Source organism: Heyndrickxia vini (assembly GCF_016772275.1).
Taxonomy (GTDB): Bacteria; Bacillota; Bacilli; order Bacillales; family Bacillaceae_C; genus Heyndrickxia; species Heyndrickxia vini.
The window spans coordinates 3,400,612-3,422,884 of sequence record NZ_CP065425.1; the positions used below are offsets into that span (position 1 = coordinate 3,400,612).

25 protein-coding genes are annotated in these 22,273 nt (G+C 33.4%); 6 read left to right on the forward strand and 19 right to left on the reverse strand.

What is annotated here, in order from left to right:
- Nucleotides 1–107: 107 nt before the first annotated feature.
- The gene (locus I5776_RS17020; protein ID WP_202777523.1) at nucleotides 108–1,115 is read left to right on the forward strand and encodes a ketoacyl-ACP synthase III; all 1,008 of its coding nucleotides are present in this window, start codon (nucleotides 108–110) and stop codon (nucleotides 1,113–1,115) included.
- Between the two features lie 276 nt (nucleotides 1,116–1,391).
- Here the strand turns inward: I5776_RS17020 and I5776_RS17025 are convergent, their stop codons facing one another.
- Entirely contained in the window at nucleotides 1,392–1,853 is a 462-nt protein-coding gene (locus I5776_RS17025; RefSeq protein WP_202777524.1) for an NUDIX hydrolase, read from the reverse strand.
- 176 nt (nucleotides 1,854–2,029) lie between these two features.
- Between I5776_RS17025 and I5776_RS17030 the strand changes: the two genes are divergently transcribed.
- Nucleotides 2,030–2,230 (forward strand): helix-turn-helix transcriptional regulator, encoded by a 201-nt coding sequence (locus I5776_RS17030; protein ID WP_202777525.1) that lies wholly within the window; start codon nucleotides 2,030–2,032, stop codon nucleotides 2,228–2,230.
- Between the two features lies 1 nt (nucleotide 2,231).
- Nucleotides 2,232–2,630, forward strand: coding sequence for a DUF2178 domain-containing protein (locus tag I5776_RS17035; protein WP_202777526.1), 399 nt, complete (start codon nucleotides 2,232–2,234; stop codon nucleotides 2,628–2,630).
- Nucleotides 2,631–2,964: 334 nt separating this feature from the next.
- Here the strand turns inward: I5776_RS17035 and I5776_RS17040 are convergent, their stop codons facing one another.
- From I5776_RS17040 to I5776_RS17110, 16 genes are all read right to left on the reverse strand, one after another.
- Complete coding sequence (locus I5776_RS17040; protein WP_202777527.1) at nucleotides 2,965–4,809, reverse strand: ABC transporter permease; 1,845 nt, start codon at nucleotides 4,807–4,809, stop codon at nucleotides 2,965–2,967.
- Nucleotides 4,799–5,560 carry an ABC transporter ATP-binding protein gene (locus tag I5776_RS17045; RefSeq protein WP_202777528.1) on the reverse strand — a complete coding sequence of 254 codons (762 nt, stop codon included), beginning with the start codon at nucleotides 5,558–5,560 and terminating at the stop codon, nucleotides 4,799–4,801. Before I5776_RS17045 ends, I5776_RS17040 begins: the two co-directional genes overlap by 11 nt.
- 121 nt (nucleotides 5,561–5,681) lie before the next feature.
- On the reverse strand, nucleotides 5,682–6,671 hold the full coding sequence (locus tag I5776_RS17050; RefSeq protein ID WP_202777529.1) for a sensor histidine kinase: 990 nt from the start codon (nucleotides 6,669–6,671) through the stop codon (nucleotides 5,682–5,684).
- Nucleotides 6,668–7,360 carry a response regulator transcription factor gene (locus I5776_RS17055; RefSeq protein ID WP_202777530.1) on the reverse strand — a complete coding sequence of 231 codons (693 nt, stop codon included), beginning with the start codon at nucleotides 7,358–7,360 and terminating at the stop codon, nucleotides 6,668–6,670. Before I5776_RS17055 ends, I5776_RS17050 begins: the two co-directional genes overlap by 4 nt.
- A gap of 39 nt (nucleotides 7,361–7,399) precedes the next feature.
- Nucleotides 7,400–8,503: a GerAB/ArcD/ProY family transporter gene (locus tag I5776_RS17060; protein ID WP_202777531.1), complete on the reverse strand. Its 1,104-nt coding sequence runs from the start codon at nucleotides 8,501–8,503 to the stop codon at nucleotides 7,400–7,402.
- 42 nt (nucleotides 8,504–8,545) lie between these two features.
- On the reverse strand, nucleotides 8,546–8,767 hold the full coding sequence (locus I5776_RS17065) for a hypothetical protein (RefSeq protein ID WP_202777532.1): 222 nt from the start codon (nucleotides 8,765–8,767) through the stop codon (nucleotides 8,546–8,548).
- A 20-nt stretch (nucleotides 8,768–8,787) separates the two neighbouring features.
- On the reverse strand, nucleotides 8,788–9,957 hold the full coding sequence (locus I5776_RS17070; RefSeq protein WP_202777533.1) for a Ger(x)C family spore germination protein: 1,170 nt from the start codon (nucleotides 9,955–9,957) through the stop codon (nucleotides 8,788–8,790).
- Between the two features lie 32 nt (nucleotides 9,958–9,989).
- Nucleotides 9,990–11,513, reverse strand: a complete 1,524-nt coding sequence (locus I5776_RS17075) for a spore germination protein (protein ID WP_246483826.1) — start codon at nucleotides 11,511–11,513, stop codon at nucleotides 9,990–9,992.
- A gap of 320 nt (nucleotides 11,514–11,833) precedes the next feature.
- Complete coding sequence (locus I5776_RS17080; protein ID WP_202777534.1) at nucleotides 11,834–12,469, reverse strand: pentapeptide repeat-containing protein; 636 nt, start codon at nucleotides 12,467–12,469, stop codon at nucleotides 11,834–11,836.
- Between the two features lie 326 nt (nucleotides 12,470–12,795).
- Nucleotides 12,796–13,716, reverse strand: coding sequence for a DMT family transporter (locus I5776_RS17085; protein WP_202777535.1), 921 nt, complete (start codon nucleotides 13,714–13,716; stop codon nucleotides 12,796–12,798).
- Between the two features lie 101 nt (nucleotides 13,717–13,817).
- Nucleotides 13,818–14,558 carry a DUF5694 domain-containing protein gene (locus I5776_RS17090; protein ID WP_202777536.1) on the reverse strand — a complete coding sequence of 247 codons (741 nt, stop codon included), beginning with the start codon at nucleotides 14,556–14,558 and terminating at the stop codon, nucleotides 13,818–13,820.
- 417 nt (nucleotides 14,559–14,975) lie between these two features.
- The gene (locus I5776_RS17095) at nucleotides 14,976–15,686 is read right to left on the reverse strand and encodes a class I SAM-dependent methyltransferase (RefSeq protein ID WP_202777537.1); all 711 of its coding nucleotides are present in this window, start codon (nucleotides 15,684–15,686) and stop codon (nucleotides 14,976–14,978) included.
- A gap of 99 nt (nucleotides 15,687–15,785) precedes the next feature.
- Entirely contained in the window at nucleotides 15,786–16,229 is a 444-nt protein-coding gene (locus I5776_RS17100) for an NUDIX hydrolase (RefSeq protein ID WP_202777538.1), read from the reverse strand.
- Between the two features lie 180 nt (nucleotides 16,230–16,409).
- Nucleotides 16,410–16,847 (reverse strand): VOC family protein, encoded by a 438-nt coding sequence (locus I5776_RS17105; protein ID WP_202777539.1) that lies wholly within the window; start codon nucleotides 16,845–16,847, stop codon nucleotides 16,410–16,412.
- Nucleotides 16,834–16,968 (reverse strand): hypothetical protein, encoded by a 135-nt coding sequence (locus I5776_RS21645; RefSeq protein ID WP_281397258.1) that lies wholly within the window; start codon nucleotides 16,966–16,968, stop codon nucleotides 16,834–16,836. Before I5776_RS21645 ends, I5776_RS17105 begins: the two co-directional genes overlap by 14 nt.
- A 322-nt stretch (nucleotides 16,969–17,290) precedes the next feature.
- Nucleotides 17,291–17,785: a S4 domain-containing protein gene (locus I5776_RS17110; RefSeq protein ID WP_202777540.1), complete on the reverse strand. Its 495-nt coding sequence runs from the start codon at nucleotides 17,783–17,785 to the stop codon at nucleotides 17,291–17,293.
- Between the two features lie 512 nt (nucleotides 17,786–18,297).
- Here I5776_RS17110 and I5776_RS17115 point away from each other — a divergent pair.
- From I5776_RS17115 to I5776_RS17130, 3 genes are all read left to right on the forward strand, one after another.
- Entirely contained in the window at nucleotides 18,298–18,768 is a 471-nt protein-coding gene (locus tag I5776_RS17115; RefSeq protein ID WP_202777541.1) for a low molecular weight protein-tyrosine-phosphatase, read from the forward strand.
- Between the two features lie 155 nt (nucleotides 18,769–18,923).
- On the forward strand, nucleotides 18,924–19,286 hold the full coding sequence (locus tag I5776_RS17120) for a hypothetical protein (protein WP_202777542.1): 363 nt from the start codon (nucleotides 18,924–18,926) through the stop codon (nucleotides 19,284–19,286).
- A 1,123-nt stretch (nucleotides 19,287–20,409) separates the two neighbouring features.
- A complete protein-coding gene (locus I5776_RS17130; protein WP_202777543.1) occupies nucleotides 20,410–20,865 on the forward strand; it encodes a hypothetical protein in 456 nt (151 codons plus the stop codon).
- Nucleotides 20,866–21,077: 212 nt separating this feature from the next.
- On the opposite strand, the gene I5776_RS17135 is transcribed toward I5776_RS17130, so the two are convergent.
- Nucleotides 21,078–21,581, reverse strand: coding sequence for a DinB family protein (locus I5776_RS17135; protein ID WP_202777544.1), 504 nt, complete (start codon nucleotides 21,579–21,581; stop codon nucleotides 21,078–21,080).
- Nucleotides 21,582–21,813: 232 nt separating this feature from the next.
- A complete protein-coding gene (locus I5776_RS17140; protein ID WP_202777545.1) occupies nucleotides 21,814–22,272 on the reverse strand; it encodes an NUDIX hydrolase in 459 nt (152 codons plus the stop codon).
- Between the last annotated feature and the right edge of the window lies 1 nt (nucleotide 22,273).

The window sequence follows — 22,273 nt, forward strand, 5'->3', positions numbered from 1 at the left end:
GTGGTATTTTGAAAAAAGAATTAACATTGATTTTTAATAATAAAAATTGTTATAATTGGTACTAGATATTAGTACCAGGTAATAATTCTAAATTAGGGGTGGTTACTATGATAGGAACGAGAATAACTGCTATCGGTACATATGTACCTGAAAAAAAATTAACAAACTTTGATCTTGAACACATGGTTGAAACAAATAATGATTGGATTATCCAAAGAACAGGAATCCATGAACGCAGAATTAGTCGTCCTGATGAGTATACGAGTGATTTATGCGAGGCTGCCATTAAAGATCTAATGCATAGGTACGATAAAACTGTCGAAGATGTAGATATGATAATCGTTGCCACAAGTACTCCTGATTTTCCATTTCCTTCTGTTTCAAGTATCATACAGAACCGTTTAAATATTGCTCAAACAGGTGCCATCGATTTAAGTGCGGCTTGTGCAGGATTTGTTTATGCTTTGCATACTGCTCATACCTTCATTGCTTCCGGACTCCACAAAAAGGTACTTGTTATTGGAGCGGATACACTTTCCAAAATAACGGATTATGCTGATAGAAGTACATGCATTTTATTTGGTGATGGTGCTGGTGCAGTATTAGTTGAAAGGGACGAACAATCGAAAAGTTTTATCGGATTCCATTTAGGAAGTGATGGAAGTGGAGCACAACATGTATACCGTCCTGGTCTATCCAAAAAAGTCAATGGGATTGAATTAATCGACACTCAATATTTGGTGCAAAACGGTAGGGAAGTTTTTCGATGGGTTGTAAGAAATGTTCCTGAGAGTGTAAAACAAATTTTAGAAAAAACGCAATCAAGTTTAGATCAAGTTGATTGGTTTATTCCTCATAGTGCAAACTTACGGTTAATCGAACCGATTTGCGAAAAATTAGGATTCCCAATGGAAAAAACGCTTTACAGCTTAGTGAACTTCGGAAATACATCCGCTGCAACTATTCCTTTAGCACTTGATCTTGGAATTCGTGAGGGGAAAGTTAAAAATGGAAACCGGGTTCTTTTGTACGGTTTTGGTTCTGGTTTGGTTCATGCCGGTCAATTACTAGAATTAAACTTAGACAAACAAATTAATGCACCAAAACCATTGTAGGGTAAAACATTGTGAAAGCAATCAGCAAAGAAGGGATTTCATGTTAAAATCCTAAAATGACTAATAAATTACTTAACTTGAAGTTGATTTGATTTTGATGGATTTGATAGGTTTTGTACCACTTCATCGGTGTTTATCACATTTGCAAGGCACATTTACTTTACTTAAGGATTGAGAAGTAAGTTGTATTCTAGATGGTCTAAGGGAATGACTCAATTTTGGAGCCATTCCTTTTTGTCTAACAGATAATACTTCATTCTTAAACAAAAGCTGCATTTAACTTAAGTTCTTTTTTTCAAAATCTATGTATTGCTCAATAAACCTTCTATACTCATCAGTTAATTCATTTGGTAAATTATTCATAGAAAAATACTGCATTTTTTCTGATTCGCTGTAATCAATCTTCATTTCTCCACTTACATCTCTAGTATAATAAACAGCTGTTACCGAATATAATTCATCACCATTTGGAACCCTTAAGTAATATTCAGAACCAGAGAATACATTAAGTAGTTTTAGGTTTTCTATTACTAATCCTGTTTCTTCAAAAACCTCTCTTTTTGCTACCTCTTCAAAACTTTCTCCTAAATCCATTAAACCGCCCGGTAACCCCCAATAACCATCGTGTCTTTTTTGCATTAGCACCTCATTTTGTTCATTTAAAATGATAACTACAGAACCTGGTAAAATAATAGGTTTATGTCCTACATACTGTCGTAAATATTTATAGTACTCCATTTATTCCTATCTCCCCTTTAACCGTTTATAATAACTTCTATACTTCAACTTGCGGTTTGTTTTTTCCTTCTTGTTGAAATAGGCTTCGATTAAATGTAAAATATGTTTGACAATTTGAGAAGCGCATCATAAACTAAATATGTAAAAAACCTTTGACATTAGTTGGTGATAATACTTTGAAAAATCGTATCAAAGAAATTCGTAAAAGGAAAAAACTGTCTCAAGAAGATTTAGCAGAAAAATGTGGAGTTTCCAGACAAACAATTAACGCAATCGAAAACAATAAGTATGATCCCAGTCTGTCTTTGGCCTTTTCATTGTCCAGAAAATTGGATGTTTCAATGGAAATTTTATTTTTGTATAAGGAGGATGAATAACGTGAAAAAAAAGGGGAAGATGTTTACTGGATGGATTATCATTGGATTTGCACTCCTTTTTTATATTGCTGTTACGTGGGAGGATTTGATTAATGGGGATTTCCTTACGAAAGGAAATGTATTCATGCTTGTTATAATTCTTGCAGGAATATTTCGGTTATTTACCTGGAGAAATGACGAGAAGGCAAAACAGGATGAACTGGGAAAATATATTGTGAATAAAAGTTCAGTTATTGGATATCGAATTTTAACCACCCTACTTTTCTTTTTGTGGATTACTGATCGTTTTCTTTATAATCATAGTAATGAGTTTGGTAATCTATTTCTCTTCTTAGGATTTTGCATTTCCATTATACTTCTTCCCATCATTCAATTATTTATCTCAAGAAATTATCACTAAACGTAAGTTAGCTGTGCTTAAAGCTGTAAAACAAGCCAAAATTTTCAAAATTGAGATCTAGCAATTGTGCTAGATCTTTCTAATTTACATGTTTTTATTTTTTGTGGATACAGATGGAATTTGAAGAAATTGTTAGAACAAAAGTAAGACTCTGTTACGACTTTGTCGTTATGGATAATAAATAGAGTAGCGCCACTGGAACCCAACTTTTCGGCACTTTCTTTTACACGTGCTATACTGTGTGCCAATTCCTGCAGGTGAGGGCTCGTTATAAAATAAAAAAACAGAGTGCGATAAAATTAAAATCCTCGCACTCTAAAAAATTTTGACAGTGTTAATTCACAAGTTTATTTATATAACCTCTTCGAATAAAGAAAAAGCTTATTATAAAGAGTAGTAAAAATATACTTAAGCCAATGGCTGTTAGTTGATAAAATGCCAATGAGATATAGTTATGCATGCCGAGCAACGTTGCAAATAATATAAAAGCTGCAATTATAAACGGGATAAAAATTAGGGTAGTCAGCTCTTTTGTCACAACAGATGTTAATTCTTTAATGGAAAAACCAACTTTTCTTATGCCCGAATATTTTTCTCTTTCTCCTGCAAGCGATGTTTGGAGGTAAAAATAAAGAATACTCATTGCTGCGCTCATAAAAATCATACTAAGCATAAAACCGATGAAGAACATAATGCTTTTTACAAACCTCTCAGTATCATATAATTCAATTTTGGAAGCCATTAAGCGTACATCAGATTTAGTCGAAATCTTTGATAAAATCGTGTTAGCCACATGGACCTTGTTTGTCCAATCATCTAATTCATAAGCAAATACTTTATACTCAGGATACCCAATCGACTTGTATACTTTATCAGGAACGATATAATATACATTTTGTAATCCAGTTGATAAAATATTTCTCTTTTCTATACCCGTATATTCAAGGTTTCCAAAAGGATAATCATGAATGGATTCTTTGTTAGGTTGAACACCTTCATTACCAGCTGCAACAAAATACTCATTGTCGTTTAACGTTATCGGCTTATGCTGGCCAAGTTGATTGTATTTCGAAACGGACATAAAAGCAATCCTACGCTTTTCATCGGTTTTAAAGGAAGAATAATATGCTTCATAATTACCTGCTTCATCTAAGGTAGCTTCGATAAATGTTATATCTTTCTTTGCTTGTAATACGTTACCCGGGAGTGAAGTATATTGGAAACTATAAGGATATAATGATTCTGTATTTTCCTTTACATTGTAGTAAGAGCTGTAAAGTACGCTTGTACATAAAAAGGAACCTAACAGTAAGATTGTTAATAAATAAATGATATGGGCATGTGAACGTCCTTTCGCCTTTAGGTTAGAAACAAAAAGCATATTGGTTTTTCTAAAATATGATGGCCGCTTTTGCCATAAACGAATAGCTACTAACATTCCTTGTGTGATTGTAAAGTAAATGGCTAGTAATAAACTAATAAATAACGCAATGTAAGAGAGAATTCCAAGGGATCCCACCCAATTCATTTCCTTTATCACAGAAAAAAGTAAGATTACACTTACGATGATGGATAGTATCAGTTTAAATGGTGCAGGTTTTATCAGCTTTTCCTGTGTCATATCTGCTTTTAATAGGTGAACAATTTCTTCTTTTTTAATCATACGTGTCATAAATTTAGTAATGATCAGGAATAGAAGAGAAAATAAAACAATCGTTAGCAGGATGGCTTGGATTGGGACATACATGCCAAAGATTTCCGCGCGTAATAGCCTTTTGGCAATCATTAAAAATAATGGTGCCATAACAAGCCCGCACACAATAGCTGTGATAATCGCTGCACCTGCAATAATCATATTTTCTCTAAATACCATTTGTCGGATTTGTCTCATGGCAGCACCCATCATCATAAAAGTACCTAGCGTTTTCGTTTTCTTTTTCAAAAAAGCGAACAACGAATAGATGATAAAAACAAAAGAAAAAATATAAATAAAGAAGCTAGCAAGCATCAATGTAATCCCTAGTGAACTTGTTGTATCCAATTCCGCCATCCTTGGATGAAAAGCTGTAATTGAAAACAGAAAAAAAACTAATATAGAAAACACACTGCTTAAAAAGTAGGAAATGTATGTCGACTTATCACGTAAAATATTTTGAACAACAATATGATTAAAATTCATGCTGGCCACCACCTAAAAATGTGAGTGTGTCCATAATTTCTTGGTAAAATTGCTGTTTGTTTTTGCCGCGATGTATCTCATTATAGAGAATACCGTCTTGTATAAAGATAACACGCTGGGCGAAACTAGCAACGTAGGCATCATGCGTCACCATTAGAATGGCTGTATTAAAGGTTTTATTTATTGATTCAAATAACGTCATAACACTATTCACAGATTTAGAATCCAAGTTTCCAGTCGGTTCATCTGCTAATAATAATTTGGGTTTATGAATAACCGCTCTTGCAATCGCCACTCGTTGCTTCTGTCCCCCAGAAATTTCAAATGTGCGCTTTTTTAATATTTCCTCAATCCCTAAAAAGTCAACGACTTCCTCTAAACTCTGTTTCATTGCTTTTTCAGTTACAGAATCTAGTGTTAAAGGAAGTAATATATTCTCCTCTACTGTTAATGTGTTGACAAGGTTAAAATCCTGAAATACAAAGCCTAATTCTGTACGTCGAAACTTTGCTAATTCATCATCATTTAATTTATACGGATCTTTTGAATTGATTATGATTGACCCATTCGAAGGGCGGTCGATGGTGGAAATGCAGTTAAGAAAGGTTGTTTTCCCACTGCCAGAGGGACCCATCACCGCAACAAACTCTTTCTCCCCTAAATGAAAATCGATGCCTTTTAATGCCTTATATGTGATTTCTCCAGTATATTCTTTTTGTAGTTGCTGTACATTTAAAATTGTATCTGTCATTACGGTTTCACTCCTTGGTGTTCTTTCATACAATTAGTATAAACAAACCGTTCTTCCCATAAAATCTTTGAACATGACAGCAATATGACAAATTTGTCATATACAAAAACGGCTACCTTATTTAGCAGCCGTCTATATTTCCGGAAAAATCAATCATAAAGATTGTTTCGTTTTGAGCAGAGGATAACTTGTATGGATGATGTAGAGTAGAAAGTATTTTTTTAACTAAATATAGTCCGATACCAGTCGCTTCACCTTGGATACGCCCCTTTGTTCCAGTGTAAAACAATTCAAATACACGGTTAATTTCACTTTCCGGTATCGTTTCGCCTTTGTTCTTGATCCACAATTGACCATTTTCATAGTGAATGAGAACGAAAGATTTCTTTTCACCATATTTGACAGCATTACTTAATAGCTGATAGATAACAACTTTAAGCCATTTACGATCAGAGTAAATGAAGATATTTTCTTCGATTGCACTCTTAGGATATACCTCCATCTCAATAAAGTAGTCTTTTAAATCGTTAGCCACTTCTTGGACGATACTCTTTAAAGATATCGCTTCAATCTTTAAATCAGCTAATAATTGGGATGATCGGCTATAAGTTAATAGTTGATTTAAAGAGAAATTCACTTTATCGCATTCTTTTTTTACCTTTTGCCATTCTAAAAGTAAACTGGTTTCTTTTAATTGATTCGTTTGTATAAGTAATTGTATGACGGAAAGCGGTGTTTTCATTTGGTGAACAGTTTGGGAAATCATTAGTTGCTGTTCATGTAAGAATTCTTTGTGTTCATCCTCTTTTGAAAGAAAAAGAGACTGAATGAACCGCATTTGATTTGCATATGCCTTTTCAACAGGAGCTTGGGGAAGGTGAATCAAAAAATCATCTGCCCCTATTCCCTTTCCTTTCAAATGTGCATACATTTTTTTGCGTCGGATATATCGAAATAAAAGAAGAATGGCTAATAAAATGATAGCTAAAAAAATATAGTAGGCATAATGATTGCCCAAGTCATCTAGTCGATGAATGATAATTGGCAAGCAAATCATCGTTATCATGTAAAGAATTATAAAGCTTAAATGATCACGTAAAAAAAGCTTCATACACTTTTCTCCGTTAATTGATAGCCAATCCCTCGAATAGTTGTTATTACCAATGATGAATGAATAGATTCTAATTTTTTGCGTAATCGAACGATATTTACTGTTAGTGTATTTTCTTCGACAAATGCCTCATCATCCCAAATAGCCGCCAGTAGTTGCTGCCTCGTTACAACATTCGGGAAAGCTTCAAAAAGCACGGAACATAATTGAAGTTCTTTTATTGTTAATATTGTTTCGTGTTCGGGTGTAAATAATCGAACAGTATCCAAATTTAAAGTTGTATTTCCCTCTTTCACCATTCGAGTTTGCGAATCCTTCGCATATTCCCCATAAACTCGACGAATTTGTCCATTTATTTTTGCTAGAACTACATCCATTAAAAAAGGTTTTGTTATGAAGTCATCCGCCCCATTCTCAATACCATACACTTGATCTAACTCACTCATACGGGCAGAAAGTATAGTAATGGGACAATTTGAAACTTGCCTAATTTTTCGAGACCAATAATAGCCATCAAAGGCGGGGAGATTAATATCCATTATGACGAGGTGAGGTTGGAATTCTTGGAATGTATCAAAGACCCTTTCAAAATCCTCAACAATATGGCAATTATAATGATATTTTTCAAAATGAGTCTTTAATGTGTTCGCAATATTCATTTCATCTTCAACGATTAATAGTTTATACATAGCATCCTCCTAATCGATAGTATAAACTATCATTACTTTTCAAGAAAAAGTTTTCTTTTTTTGCAGTTTATTTTTGACTGTACTAATAAGGAGAAGAAGAGACGGGACTACGATTAAAAATGTAATAAAATAACTCGGTAATATATTCATAAAAAAACTCGAAAGTTCCTGAAAACTTTTTGAAACCCAAAAACACATAATTAATTGTAAGAAACCTAAAGGAAATATTAACACCTTATCATCTTTTAAATTTAGAAATCCAGAAGCCACTTGAGTAACGATATGATATAGAACAGTTACTTTAACAAATGTTCCTAAAATCCAAATGGCCAACAAACCAGCTTCTACATGTTCAAAAAATTCCCCTAGACTAATATATCTAACCGCTGTTAATAAAGGATTTAAAGCATAATAGGAATAAGCGCCTAAAACAAGTAATACAACAAGATTAACCATTATTAATGTAATTGTTATAGCGATTGTTGTATACATTCCCCACTTTAATCCTCTTTCTCCTTTTTTAAGATAGGGAAGAAAAAAGGCAATTAAAAACATTTCGGAAAACCATGAAGAAAGGATAAAAGAACCCTTTAAAGAGGGAACGATACCATTTTCCATTATCGGCACGATATTATGGGGCTCCATAGAAATCAATAGTATAAATAAGAAGAAAAAAAGTGGTATTGTAAATAGCGGAAAAAAAATTTGTCCCATTCGAACAATAACTTCTAATCCACCATGAACAGCGTATGCACAAAACAGAAGTAAAATAGCGGTAATTAATAGGGCCGGAGTTTGATTAAAGAAAGTACCCCAAACGAAATCAGTATATTCTCTAATAACAATTCCATTAAAATGAAGAAAAAATAATAAATAAAAAAAGATTGTAATTTTGCCAAAAAACCTACCTAAAATATCCTCGGTATATTGAATGAACGTTTTCTCAGGAAACTTTTTGTTCAATTGATAAGCAACAATTACAGAAATAAACCCAATCAAAGTTGCCCATATAGGGGAAATCCAAGAATCCTTCCTTGACACATATCCTGTAAGCAAAGGTAAATTAATTATACCTGTGGCAATTATAGTAGGATACATTACGACTGCCATTTGAATGGATGAAATTCTTATTTTTCCCGGCATACTTTGAACACTCCTAAAGTTCTTTCATTTTTTCACGAACCATTATTCTTTCTTTATCATATCCGGATACAGCTTTTGAATTAATTGTGTAGGGCCAGGTAAATCCGGTTTAATTATAAGTAAAGTGGCTAATCCTAACCCCACCAATGTAAAAAGGAAATATGCACTAATATCCTTTTTTTGCTTTTGTTTTAAAAAAGGAAATTGAAGTAATGTAAAAAATAAAACCAAAATAAAAAGTCCTATAATCTGTACAGAAATCATTTTATACCACACTTACACCTTTATTTATAATGATTAGCAGGAATTGTGAATAATCCTGGACCCGTAATATGTGCATCAACATCAATCTCCAATTGAATATTTTTAAACTTTTCATCCCAATGATCTTTTACCTTTTTAAATTCATTAGTATATTTTCTTTCAAATGTTTCAGCAATATCAACTATATCTGCATTCATATCCTTTTGCAGTTTGTTAAACGACTTTTGAATACGCTTGCTTATGTCATTTTCAATCTGCTTTTCTACTATACGAACAATCTGTGGATTCATTAGATCAATATTTGTTTCATTTTCGATAATTTCTCCTTTTGCCCTACTTTTAACAATTATTTTCCACTGACCATTCTTGATAATTGGTACAAGGTGAGTAGTAGCTTGAAATGGAGATAAAGTTATGCTCCCTTTTCCTAAAGGATTCTTTACAACAACTTGACTATCCTTTATATCATTTTTCATCCACATTATACCCCGTGTAAGTCTATCATCTAACACGCCCACCAATTTTCCATGTTTTAATACAGCTGTCCCTGTAATAAATGGTACCGTTTCTTGTCCACTTTCCGAGGCAGAATTAGGTGGTAAAATATCAACATACGGAAGATATGAATCATTTGAAACACTTATCATCATTTGTACAAAATCAATCACTGTGATTGACATTAATATATTTAACTCCGATAATAAACGAATCACTCTTGATGACACCTTTTCCATAGGAGGTTGAACATATAAAATTTGTTTTGCATCACCTTTGCTAACAAATAATTTTGCTTGTTCACGAGTATAAGGAGCTCTTACAATGTAATCTAACACATCACTTATTCCTTCCTTCACCAACCCTTCACCAAAAACAAAGACTTTACAATGTCCCCAAAAAAGTTTTCGAGGGATTAATTCCTGCAGCTTAGATGCAGCATCGGAAACTGTCAAACCTTTACCCGTTCGTACTATCGAAAAACTCCCATTTCCTCCGCCGCCACTCCCACCACCCCCACTAATATTTCCCCCTGCTTCGGGGTTTAAAAATTGAACGGATAATTCTATCTCTCCGTCTTCTGTTAAATCGATGGCAGTTCCTAACACAATCGCATATTGATTAAGCTCCCTGCTATTTCCACAACCACTCAATAAAGATAGACTTAAAAATAAGGATAAAACTACTCTAAACATTAGCTCCTCCTCTAACCAAATGCATTTTGTGGTTAATCATTTTTCGGTGGTCTAGGTTTTTGATTTTTAGATTGGCGATATTTATTATATTTTCCTGTTAATCGTGGGCGTGTATTTAATTTCCAAATTGGGGCACGAACGAGTGTATCTTTAAGTTGATCCATATGGATGGGCGCTAATGTTGATAAATAAGGTACACCAAAAGAGCGAAGTTTACATAGATGAATGACAATTCCACATATACCGAGCATAATACCAAGAATTCCTAATGTTCCAGCAAGAATCATTATTGGAAAACGTAAAATGCGGATAGCAAACCCCAAATTATAGCGAGGAGTCATAAATGATGCTACTCCGGTTATAGATACAACTATAACCATGGCCGGTGATACAATTCCTGCTTGAACAGCAGCCTGTCCGATTACAAGTGCTCCCACAATACTTACTGCCGAACCAATTTGTTTTGGCAGCCTTACACCCGCTTCTCTCAGAGCCTCGAAAGTAATTTCCATAAAAAGTGCCTCTATTAACGAGGGAAATGGGACCATTTCTCTAGCTGATGCCATCGATATAAGTAAAACAGTCGGGACCATCTCTTGATGAAAAGTAACGAGTGCAATATAAAAGGATGGGAGTAACAAGGATATAAAAAAGAATAAAAATCGAACCCATCTTATCATGGTACTAATAAAGTATCTTTGATAATAATCCTCTGCTGATTGTAAAAAGGAAAATAAGGTTACAGGTAAAATCAACGAAAACGGTGTTCCATCAATTACTATGGCCACCCTTCCTTCAAGTATATTGGCTACAACCGTATCCGGCCTTTCTGTCGAAAGTATCTGTGGAAAAGGTGAAATTGGAGAGTCTTCAATTAATTCCTCTATATAACTACTTTCCAATATTCCATCAATGTCGATTTTGTCCAATCGATGTTTCAATTCCTCAATTAACTCGATGCTAGCTAATCCTTCAATATAGACAATAACTATTGTAGTTTGTGTATGTTTTCCAATAGTGAATTGCTGCATTTTCATTTGGGGACTACGAACTCTTCTCCGTAATAAAGAAGTATTTACCGAAATGGCTTCTATAAATCCTTCACGCGGACCACGAATAACAGATTCGCCAACTGGTTCCTCAATACTACGAGTCTCCGATTTCACTATTCCTAATGATAATGCTACCTTTTCTCCATCTATCATTAATAATGGCTGGCCTGAACCAATTGCTTGAATACAATCATTGTAGGTTGTATTATTTTTAATTTCAGAAATGGGGATCTTTAAGAATCGTGCATCTGTAGTCCAATTATTTAATAAAAGTGGTTTGATCACATTCTCATTAATTTCTTCTATGTTCGATAAGCCTTGTATATAGATGATTACAGCGCTTTTTTGCTCTTTTGTTTCAAAAAAATGAAATACAACATCATAACAATCTTTGTAGGTATCTTTCAAATATTGAAGGTCATCCGATAATACTCCCTTTATTACATCTTTTGACTCTTCACTTGATTCTTCTAATTGCTTCATTTTCTTTCGAAATCGAATCATCTTGAATAGCTACCTACCTTTTTTTCTAAATTACTTATTTTTCATATTTATATTATCCAACTATTTTTTTTACATTCATATTTGCCAATTGTCCTTAGTTTGTGTGAGACAAAATAAAGCCTAAACCCATTATCGTTATCGATGAACATTCATCATAACTTTTGAATGAAATCTAACTTAATTGATTAGTAAATTTCATTAGCTCACCTTCTTTTTCCAAATTAAAAGGCACCCCAAAGGATGCCTTTTAATTTTTAATTTATAGTTATATTAAGCTATTTTAATCACTTAAAATCTGTAAAGGGGATATACCAATTTCACTACTGTCGGATATTTAGACCTAATAACGAAGCAAATTTTATCGCTTGGGACGTTGATACCATACATCCTTTTAGGTTTTCTATTGAAACAACTAATGAGTCAAAATCGGATGAGCTTATATCAATTCCTTTTAATGGTGTCCCTTCAAAACTCGCGCCATTAAGATTGCATGAGAGAAATTCTACTTTCTTAAGCTTACAGTTAAAAAGGTCAGCGCTTTCTAATGCAGCTTCATCAAAAATCACCTTTTCAAGTTTTGAATTACCGAACGCAACCATATTAAGAATTGATTTCCTAAATCTTGTATTACCAATATAAGACTCTGTTAAGCTGCTGCCAAGTAACTTACAATTAAGAAATTCAACTCGATTCATTGAGGCATTGCCCAAATTAGTATTGGATAAATCACAATTCTCAAAGCGCACATCGGTAAGATCAATTCGGCTAAAATCCGTATTTGTAAAATTACAATTCTTGATCACTGTTTTATATAGTCGCACTCGCTCTAATACTTCGTTGGCAAATTCTGAATCGGTAATCATACACATTTCGAATTCCGGATCTTCTTCGTAAAAAATATCTGTAAATCTTCTCTCCGTTAGATCTTCAGGGATCTTGGGTGTGTCGATCTTCACTCTATACCTACCTACCTTCAAACGAATTTAATTCATTTATAAGCTCTATAGATACTAATATAAGAGAACGCACGTTCTTTTTCAAGAATTGACTTTTATGCATTTTCTGTTACACAGGATTCATCACTTTATATGTCGTATAGTTTCAAAGTATTTACTATTTTTTTATGGTAAGAAAATCCGCATATAAGTTTCTCATTCAAAGGTAAGGGTGGATCGGATGTCCAAAAAATTTACATGTGTATTTCTCAAAACGTAAGAACGGGCACAATTCATGTTAAAGAATCATACATTTGGTGAAAAACAAACATAGGTAAGACTAGTATTTAGGATGAAATATTTTGAGTATGTTGTTCCTTTCTTTTTATTGTCTTATTTCTTGTTCCGAGAAATATTGCTCCTAAGACACTCATGATTCCGATAGCTTGATTCCAGCCAAAAGGTTCTTTTAGCAATATAATACCTACAAGTGTTGCGGATATTGGGATAAAACCCGTAAAAATCCCCGCAACACTGGCCTTTACGTTCGCCACACCGCAATACCAAAGAACAAATGACAGTACACTTGCTGTTATTGCATAATAGAAGATGAGTATCCAGATTGACCACCCGAGATTTAAAAGGTTAAACGATGTAACTTCCCTCACTGCAAAAGGAAGAAATAGAAGAAATCCAATGATATTGACTCCGGCGGCCATTTGAATTGGAGTAAGCACACCTGATAGTTTTTTTGCTAAAATAGTGAACAAGGCTTCTGATATAACAGCACCAAAAACAAGGATATTGCCTAGTGCTAATGGCGTACCTTCTGTATTTGATGGGGTTGCTTGAAAGGTAATGATAGAAATTCCTAATACTGCAAGACAAATTGAAAGTGTTTGAGAGATGGACAGCCTTTCTCTTAAAAATATAAACGACAATATGGCTATCACTGCTGGAACCGTACTCGTTATAATTCCGGCTGCGGTAGCCGAGGTAAACCGAACCCCATAAAGCATCAAAACACTAAACAAGAAAACCCCAAAAAACGATTGTAGAAACAAAAATCCCCATTCATTTTTCTTCAGCTGTAGCGCTTGCTTTTGTCGGTTAATTAATAACATAGGCACTAAAAAAAGTAGAGCAATCAAGAATCTTATTTCGGAAAAAAGAAATATAGGGACATCGCTAACAATAATTTTCCCAACCGCTACATTAGCTCCCACAAAAGCCATTGATAGAGCAAGCTGTAAATAGGCTACTTTCAATTTTTTCACCCCTGTCTAACGTTAAAAGAATATATTTTTATTCTCCCATTAATCTACCGCTATATTATCATCGAAACGCTATCTGTTAGAACACCTTTCGGTTATAAATAATCTTCAACCTTCTCAACATTAAAAAGTCCACTTTCATTTAAAAATTGATTAAGTAAATGAAGATGTCCTACACCGTATAGAACAAAAATTCTTTCTGTATCCGATTCAATTAGTTCAACTATGTTCTTATATATGATTAAGTTTCTATAATACCAATATTTAGCTGTCCATACAGCACCCACTGGATTGCTATTATCACCTACTAGGGCAAGATTCATATAAAATCTTTGGTTTTCATTATTGAACTCTTTATGATTAAGATATAATAAGGAATCTCTGATGGAGTGGTTATTTAAAAAATCTTGAGTTTTTGCAAATACCTTTTCGCCTATTTTTATAGTTTGCTTATATTTTTCTGAACTGTGTCCCTTAGTCCATAATTCTATATCGGGAATATCCGGGTCAGAACTATTCCAATCGACACAAAATACTTCCTTGTGATTCACTTCTTTTGCTAATCGAAAACCAATTTGATGATACTCATTTCTAGTTAATTCATACTTACCTAGTAGAAAGTCGTTATAAGTTTCGTTTATATATTCACTATCTTCCGGTAAGATTTCTAATGCAACCTTTGTTGGTTCGAACTTCCTTAAAGAATCAACCACTCCTGCTATTTCTAATTGCTTTTGTTCGCTGAAAATGTCACCCGTTTTTATCTTAAATAAATCTCCATTATCGGGATTACTTAAATGTGCAGTACCAAGAACAAGAATACTTGGTTTCCTCATTCATTTTACCCTCCATTTCATTTACCAATTAAGGTATTCTACATAATTACAAAATTATCCTGTTTAAAGTTACTCGTTTGTTAAACGATCCCTTTAGAACAATTAGAATAAGTTGGTTGAAGAAGTTTGTGAGGTAGCTGAAGTGATAAATCAGATAGAAGGTAGAAGTCAAATAGCGGAAGCTTCTCATTAGAAAAGAGGTAGCAAACGTCAATACCTTACACTGTTGCAAGTGCAAATATAAATAATATTGACTTATCTAAAGTGATTTTGGAAAAAGACATGATGACTGCTATTAAATACAAACAATTCTCGATTTTAGAAGGATGTTAACCCAATAACATCCCTTTAGTCGAGCAAAAAAAGAGCACCGTGGCGACCCCATTTCTTTAACTCTTGACCATGCTAGTCAAAGAATTATCCAATATTTTTTCTCAAAACATATGTTATGGCGTTGGTCCTTAGTAATACAGGTCTTTCATTTCGAATAATGTTGTACTCTAACGGTTTTACCATGTTTTTTAACACTTCCCACCCAGTATAAATACTACCCAACTTATTCAGCATAACTTCCGTCGAAAGGTTTAATTCCATTAAGGCATCTAATTTTTTGTTAGTTTCTAAATCTCTTTCTTCAACTTCTGAATTAACGATAAGACAATTTATTCCGTTCCTTTTCGTACCCTCTTCCATTTTTCGGACTACACTTTCAAAAGTTTCTTCTGATTTGACATGTTCTAATGTAGACACTGCAATAATTATATCGTACTCATTAGGCTGTATTTGAAAGTTCTCGATATCAGCTTTTTCCAGTCGAATCACTTCTTCAACATTATATATCTTTGAATACTTCTCTAACTTACACAATGCCGAGTCTAGTAAATCCACACAAACAACTTTACCGTTTTTATCTTTTATTGTTTCTGCAATTGGAATACTGTTTCTACCTACCCCGGAACCTAAATCAAGAACATTTATATTCTTTTTACTACTAAATAAAGGCAATAGGTCCATTACAGTTTTAACTGGTTTATGTAGCCAAGAACCTTCTTTAAATAATTGATAGTTATCATAGCAAAAATCGTGATACTTCTTCTCTTCATTCCGAATAAATTCAATTCTATTCAATATGTTTCCCCCATAAATCGATTTTCTCCCTCAAGACGAAATTCCTTGTTCATTTATCCTGCCCCTTTAATAAAAATAGAAAAAACTGATGACACGTTACTATTTTAAGAATCCAATCATTTCTAAAATTTTTTTAGTAGTATAGTTTAAATTGGGTAAAGAATCTAAGGGAAAATAAGCTAATTCCAAACTTTCTTCATCCTTTATTATTTTTCCGGTTACATCCAAAGCCTTGAATATAACAGTGACATTATATATCTCGTCTCCGTTAGGAAATTTATAATAAAACTCCTTACCAGAAGCTACTCCTACTATTTCCAAGTGATTGGTAATAAGTCCTGTTTCTTCATATAGTTCTTTTTTAGCTGTCACTTCAAAACTATCCCCTAACTCCATACCCCCTCCAGGAATTCCCCAATCGTGTGTGTCTGAACGTAATTGCAATAATATTTCATTCTTATCATTTATCACGATTATTGCTGAGCCAGGAGCAATAATTGGCCTCGTACCAATAATACTTCTAAGTGACTGGATATAGTTCATCATTTTCTCCTTTTTAATCGGTTTCTCCTATTATTCTTCTTACCTATTAACTCTTCCTTCTTTTACCTTTCTTCCCTTTACTTGAAATAAAAAGAGTATCCCTTATAAAAGAATACCCTTGATAGTTTATGAAGGAATCTTAATGTTGGAGATATAAATCATTTAACTTCCATTCAATATTTATCCGATTTTCTCCGCCAACTCTAAAATAATTCCCTCTGGACCACGAACGTAGCATAACTTATAACTTTCTTCATATTGCTGTATCTCACTAAAGATTTCTGTACCCTTCTTTTTCAACTTTGCAACAATAGCTTCAATATCTTCAACATTAAAACAAATATGTCGGATACCAAGCGTATTTGCAAAAGGTTGCAGAATATTACTTTCATCGGACGGCGAATAAAATTTGACTAGCTCGATCCATACCTCCCCATCTGGCATCCCCAATCCTACGCATGAAGTTTTAACATCATTAAGCCCAACTATTCTGTCCAACTGTTCTCCATCCAATTCCCATTCCGCTTGCACTTCAAGACCTAAATCAAGAAAAAAAGCTTTAGCCCCTGAAAGATCATTTACGTTTATACTCACATGATCTATTCTATTGATCCTCATATCTCATACCACCTTTCGCCAACGTCGTCACCCTCGTATAATCCATCATGGATAATAGCTTGCTAAATTCCAAACTTAAACCCTCTTTTTGATCAATTAAAAATAAACCTTGATTTTCCATTATAAATCCCCCTTTTCTTTTATCTTTCTACAAAAACGGAGGTAATACCTTCCAAATGGAGCATTTAATCGTAAGTGAAAAGCAATTAATTCCTCTAAGTTTAGGTGGAGATAAGTTGCATAAAAAAGGCATAATCTTTGTTGAAGTAATTTGTCTCTTTAACATAAAAAAAGCTTTAATTACCATAATCTTCAACTAACCCGCTCATTCCTTCAATAGGAAAAGGGCATCCCTTTTTAAAGGAATGCCCCAGTAAGTTGAATAATTTAAAATACCTTTTTCACTAATATTAAAGTTTATTTCTGGTGCTAAATGTTTTTCGTCAAATGAAAATGGAAATGCGTTCTCCCTTTGACAATCTTGAACTTGGTTTAGTGACTTGTTCATTTAATTGAATCGTTCCTTTTTCAATCTTTTTTATGATCTGTGAACGAGTCCAATCCTCAATTTGATTTGCAAGTACTTTATCAATTCGATGTTTTCCTATCACATCTTCTAGTACAATGTGTATCACCTTTACTCCTTGTTCCACTAAGCTGGTTATTGGAATGGCTGACAAAATTGAAGATTCTTCCTTCTGCTCCTCCATTTCAGCAACGTGCTCTGTGAACGATTTATAAACAGCTAATTTTTTGTTCCACGTATGATTTTTTTCACATTTATAAATTGCATATTTGTATATGCTTTTTCCGTTTGCATTATGCCTTCGCACATTGGTGTCCGAAAAAACTGATAATTTTCTACACATTTTGCAGTGCTTCTTTACAGCTCGTTCTGATATTTGAGAAAGTTTCCAGTGGAAAGTTATATTTAACATTAATCCTTCACCTCTTAATAAGATAAAGGAACGCAAGCATCTATTTGGATAACTTGCAGCGCGCATTATAAAATTAAATGGAAAAATTAAATAGGAGATCCTACACAAGGACCTCCTCTCGCATCGAGACTACAGGGTTGCTTGGTTCCTTTGTAATGAGAAAAATGGGCATACTCCTCCCTTGAAAAAAACACCGTGTTTTTTCAGGGGGATGCTATCCAATTTATTGTTCATTACAAAGTAAATATTGGCATACTGTTCTCCTGTATCCTTTCTTCCAAATAGAGTTATTCTCATTTTACTCCGTAATTTCATTCAAAAGCAAACGTTTTCTTATCTCTTTCTTAAATAAATTTCTAAAATTCAGTTTAGTCTTACTTCCCCATAACAGTGGCTGAATACGTACGCCGCCGTTCCAAATTTCTATGTAGTACATATTTTGTAATGACAAATAGGGTGTTCTGTACATGAAATAGTTTTTGAGAAAATAAGAGATAAAAGGGGTAAAGTGCATGATTAGTGTTTTATTTGTATGCCTGGGGAATATTTGCCGTTCACCGATGGCTGAAGCTTTGTTTCGTGACTTAGTCATTAAAGAAAATTTGAATGACATCATCTTAGTTGATTCCGCTGCAACTAGTTCATGGCAAATCGGCTTACCTCCTCACCAAGGAACCCTTGATATTTTAAAAAAATACAATATTTCTTCTACGGGGCTTATCGGACGCCCACTAATTAAAGAAGACTTTTGGAGGTTCGACTATATAATAGGTATGGACAAGAATAACATAAAAAATATTTATAATATAACCGGCAAACCTAATCATCCAAAGATTATTAGGTTGCTAGACTTGACCAAAGAAAGGAAAGATATACCCGATCCATTTTTCACTGGCGACTTTGAAGAAACATATAGACTTGTTTCGACTGGCTGTCGAGCATTACTCAAGAAAATATATAGGGAAGAGAAATTATACTATTGAATTACTCTACCCCTTTAATTTCAGTAAAATGTAACGCATAGTATCATTATAATTAAACTTATTAGCTAGCCAGATTAGAATGCAAGGATTGTCGAAATGAGTCGTTTTATGTATTATAGTACAGTAGTTATTTTTCACACTTTGGAGGAGAAACAATGAGAAAGCTATATTCCTTTGAATTGGATGAAGAGAAAGGCATTTTCTTTATAAAAGTAGGCGGCTTTTTTAAAGAGGAAGATGCAAAAATATATTTAAGCGAGTTCCAAACAATCGTAAATACTATTAATCCTTCAAGGTATAAATTAATTATAGATGGCCGCGAACAAGAGGAAGTGGCTGACCAGGTGGTGGATGATATCACATTCGTTTTAAAATTATATTCGATGGCTAATTTTAAAAAGATATTAATTATTAATCCTTCCTCTCCTACTTCAAGAATGCAAGTTGAAAATTGTGTAAGGAAAATTATCTTTCCTGGAATATTTGTGGATTCCATAGAAGAAGCTTACAGTATATAAGATTAATACTATTTTTTTACTGTTATCTTAGCACAGGCACAGTTAAGAGATGGAAAACTTTTACTGACCCTCTCATTAGTTCTGTGATTTTTTGTTCTACACTGTCCAGCACCTTCAGTTAAATAATTAAAAGGCTGCTGTTCAATCTATTCAATCGTAAACTGTTTTAATTTAATTTACATTTTTCTCCGTTGTGTCTACCTTATGCTAATAAAGGTGATTTTTATGATTTTGTATATGTTCTATTAAAATACTTCTATCTTCTGGATAGGTTAATTCTAATTTCTCTATTTCTTCCTCGGTTTTCCATGCTATCTCATAAATCAGTCCATCTGGGTCTTGAATATTCTTCTTCAGGTTTTCCTTGCAAAACCATTAATAATTCAGCGTTATCATTTAAACATATCACCGGAGCACCAAACCATTTTTCCATATTTATCCCCCAGATATTTTATCACTTCTTCATATTTATGGTAATTTCCTCCTACTTCTTTAGAAAAATGTTGCTACTAGTTTGAATAAGAAGTTCAGATAACGTGGATAAAAACTAAAATCACTGCACACAAAAGCTTGGGATTTTCCCAATACCTATGACTTTAATATGGTTTTTTGTTTCATTAAAGCTGAAGTTGTACTAATTCATTAGACGACAAATCGAGTTTAATAAGCGGAGAATTTTCTCTTATGTAGAAAATAGCACTGAAAATCCCTTAAATAGACGGAAGGATTCCGACTACTAAATCAAAAAACGTGAAAATTGGGTAATTTTGCTTTGCTTAATCGGAAAACCTCCGCTTATTTCCCCCAAAACGCGCTCTATTCTGCTGGCTAACCGGAAAATATCCGCTTATTTTAATGATCCTCGATTACTCAAAAAGGACATCAATTAGCTACTTAAGTGTAAAAAGATCACCCTACCAAATAGCATATCAATTAACACTGTAAATGGCATGTCGACAACAGCAATGGTCAAGGTGTTTTTTAGGCTGCGATTTTACTTTGCTAATTAAAGTAGTAATATCCCATAATTGTTATATGAAATTTACGAATATTCAAATTTGATAAGATGGCTTGTTAAAGAAAAGTGATCTAACATAGAAATGAAGGAAGGAGGAATAAAATTGTGAAAAAGACTTTTTCCATCATACTAGGCGTTATTCTCCTCGTTATATTGATAAATTTATCAAGTATTATTGCCCATATTAAGAAATATTCTTTCGATCATAATAAACAAGTTACAACTGAGACAAAAGTTCTCAGCTATAAAGAAATTCGGGAGATGTATTATCAGCAAATGTTATTAGCCCAGAAAATAGAAGGCTCAATAAAATATTCATTAGTAGGAAATGAAGTAAGAAAAGGCTATGATGCAGTTACTTACGATGTAGATTTTTTACATGATAATCAGCAAATAAAGGTAAAAATTGAACTACCAATAACAACATACAAAGATAGCAATATGACTATTAACTTTATATCGGGCGAAGGATATATTTTAAAAATATTTGAGGATGGAAAATGGAAAAATGTTAATAAAAAAATCACACAAGAGATTATTAATAACTATGACGGCAAGTAGTGCAAATAAAGGGCATTGGTTGAAGACGACATTATTTAAAAATAAACGTAAAAGGCCGACTTTTCTACGAGTCGGTCATTTCTTATTGAATCTAACGCGAATAACACATTATTTTTGAAGTTAATTATGCTGCTATCTATTACCTAATTGGAGAATTATTCAATAGGAGTTAAATTGCTAAAGTGGATCCGCTCATTTGATCATGTGTTTCGTTACCTTATCCCCAGTTTCCCTTCCAACTCACTTTTCTGACGCAAGTGATGACGAAAATGCATGGAGACCAAATCGTACCATTCATTCGCGTTAAGCCAGCCAAAGCCACCATGTTTTACTTTATAATCAGGATTTATTTTATTTTTTTTTGATTCCAATTGTCTCATTCTTTGGATTACCTCATCTAGCATGTTCATCAGTTCCTCTTTACTATCCGAATTATTCGGAGGGCTGTTTAGCTCAGATGGTAATTTTATTTTAATCGGTGGGAAGCCACCCATTTTAAAAAGCCGTTCTCCAAATTCTGTTTTTCCATGTGTTTGTACTTTCTCAGTTGCAGTACAAGCTTCCACATTGTCAAGGTATTCATGGGCAACAAGAATCAAATGGTCATACATTTGCCCAATGGACCATACTCCTTCCTCCGTTATTGTGTGTAATTGTTCCAGCGAATAATTTTGAAGATTATTTTTGTAGGTATGAATTACTTCCAAATCGGCCACACAATCACTCCTTTATTTGATGGGTGTGCAAATTCAATAATGCACACTTTACTTCCATTTTATGTTGATGAAGACCATCTAATCTAAAAAAAAGGAAGTTATTTGTAAGTAAGATTAAAAAACCAAATACAGATAACACACAAAGTGAAAAAGAACAGATGCAATAGCTCATCAAATTTCGACATGTTATTTGTGTTAATAAGGTCCGTACTAACAGTAAAACAGTTCACTCTTAATGAAAAATTTGTTCGTTAAAAAATTCTAACGAATAAATTTGTTCATTTTGAAGCCTGCTTATGATTTGCTTAATAACTCCCGCATTACGAAATTCATTTTGATTAAAATCTATCAACCCTGGGACATTAATCCATTTACTATCTACAATTTCATCTTCTACTAAATTCAATGACCCTCCAATAATTTCACCAGTAAAATGAAATAATATTACTTGATCATTTGTATCGCTAATAAAGTTATAGATTCCTGTCGTACCATTAAGCTTCACTTCATATCCCGTCTCTTCTTTTACTTCTCTGCAAGCAGCTTTACGAATGTCCTCTTTATTTTCAATATGTCCGGATGGAAAATTCCATTTATTTTTTGCGGATGGTTTGTTTTCTTTTATGAGTAAAACCTTTCCATCTTTTATGATGGAGACACTTACTACTAAAACGATTCCATTTTGAGTCATT

Excerpts from the sequence above, each read along its gene's own strand:
- I5776_RS17025 (WP_202777524.1), bottom strand. The coding sequence starts at position 1,853 with ATGGAGTACTATAAATATTTACGACAGTATGTAGGACATAAACCTATT.
- I5776_RS17105 (WP_202777539.1), bottom strand. The coding sequence starts at position 16,847 with ATGAGGATCAATAGAATAGATCATGTGAGTATAAACGTAAATGATCTT.
- I5776_RS17065 (WP_202777532.1), bottom strand. The coding sequence starts at position 8,767 with ATGATTTCTGTACAGATTATAGGACTTTTTATTTTGGTTTTATTTTTT.
- I5776_RS21645 (WP_281397258.1), bottom strand. The coding sequence starts at position 16,968 with ATGGAAAATCAAGGTTTATTTTTAATTGATCAAAAAGAGGGTTTAAGT.
- I5776_RS17045 (WP_202777528.1), bottom strand. The coding sequence starts at position 5,560 with ATGACAGATACAATTTTAAATGTACAGCAACTACAAAAAGAATATACT.
- I5776_RS17040 (WP_202777527.1), bottom strand. The coding sequence starts at position 4,809 with ATGAATTTTAATCATATTGTTGTTCAAAATATTTTACGTGATAAGTCG.
- I5776_RS17110 (WP_202777540.1), bottom strand. The coding sequence starts at position 17,785 with ATGTTAAATATAACTTTCCACTGGAAACTTTCTCAAATATCAGAACGA.
- I5776_RS17115 (WP_202777541.1), top strand. The coding sequence starts at position 18,298 with ATGATTAGTGTTTTATTTGTATGCCTGGGGAATATTTGCCGTTCACCG.
- I5776_RS17075 (WP_246483826.1), bottom strand. The coding sequence starts at position 11,513 with ATGATTCGATTTCGAAAGAAAATGAAGCAATTAGAAGAATCAAGTGAA.
- I5776_RS17055 (WP_202777530.1), bottom strand. The coding sequence starts at position 7,360 with ATGTATAAACTATTAATCGTTGAAGATGAAATGAATATTGCGAACACA.
- I5776_RS17050 (WP_202777529.1), bottom strand. The coding sequence starts at position 6,671 with ATGAAGCTTTTTTTACGTGATCATTTAAGCTTTATAATTCTTTACATG.
- I5776_RS17070 (WP_202777533.1), bottom strand. The coding sequence starts at position 9,957 with ATGTTTAGAGTAGTTTTATCCTTATTTTTAAGTCTATCTTTATTGAGT.
- I5776_RS17120 (WP_202777542.1), top strand. The coding sequence starts at position 18,924 with ATGAGAAAGCTATATTCCTTTGAATTGGATGAAGAGAAAGGCATTTTC.
- I5776_RS17020 (WP_202777523.1), top strand. The coding sequence starts at position 108 with ATGATAGGAACGAGAATAACTGCTATCGGTACATATGTACCTGAAAAA.
- I5776_RS17060 (WP_202777531.1), bottom strand. The coding sequence starts at position 8,503 with ATGCCGGGAAAAATAAGAATTTCATCCATTCAAATGGCAGTCGTAATG.
- I5776_RS17100 (WP_202777538.1), bottom strand. The coding sequence starts at position 16,229 with ATGAACTATATCCAGTCACTTAGAAGTATTATTGGTACGAGGCCAATT.
- I5776_RS17090 (WP_202777536.1), bottom strand. The coding sequence starts at position 14,558 with ATGAGGAAACCAAGTATTCTTGTTCTTGGTACTGCACATTTAAGTAAT.
- I5776_RS17140 (WP_202777545.1), bottom strand. The coding sequence starts at position 22,272 with ATGACTCAAAATGGAATCGTTTTAGTAGTAAGTGTCTCCATCATAAAA.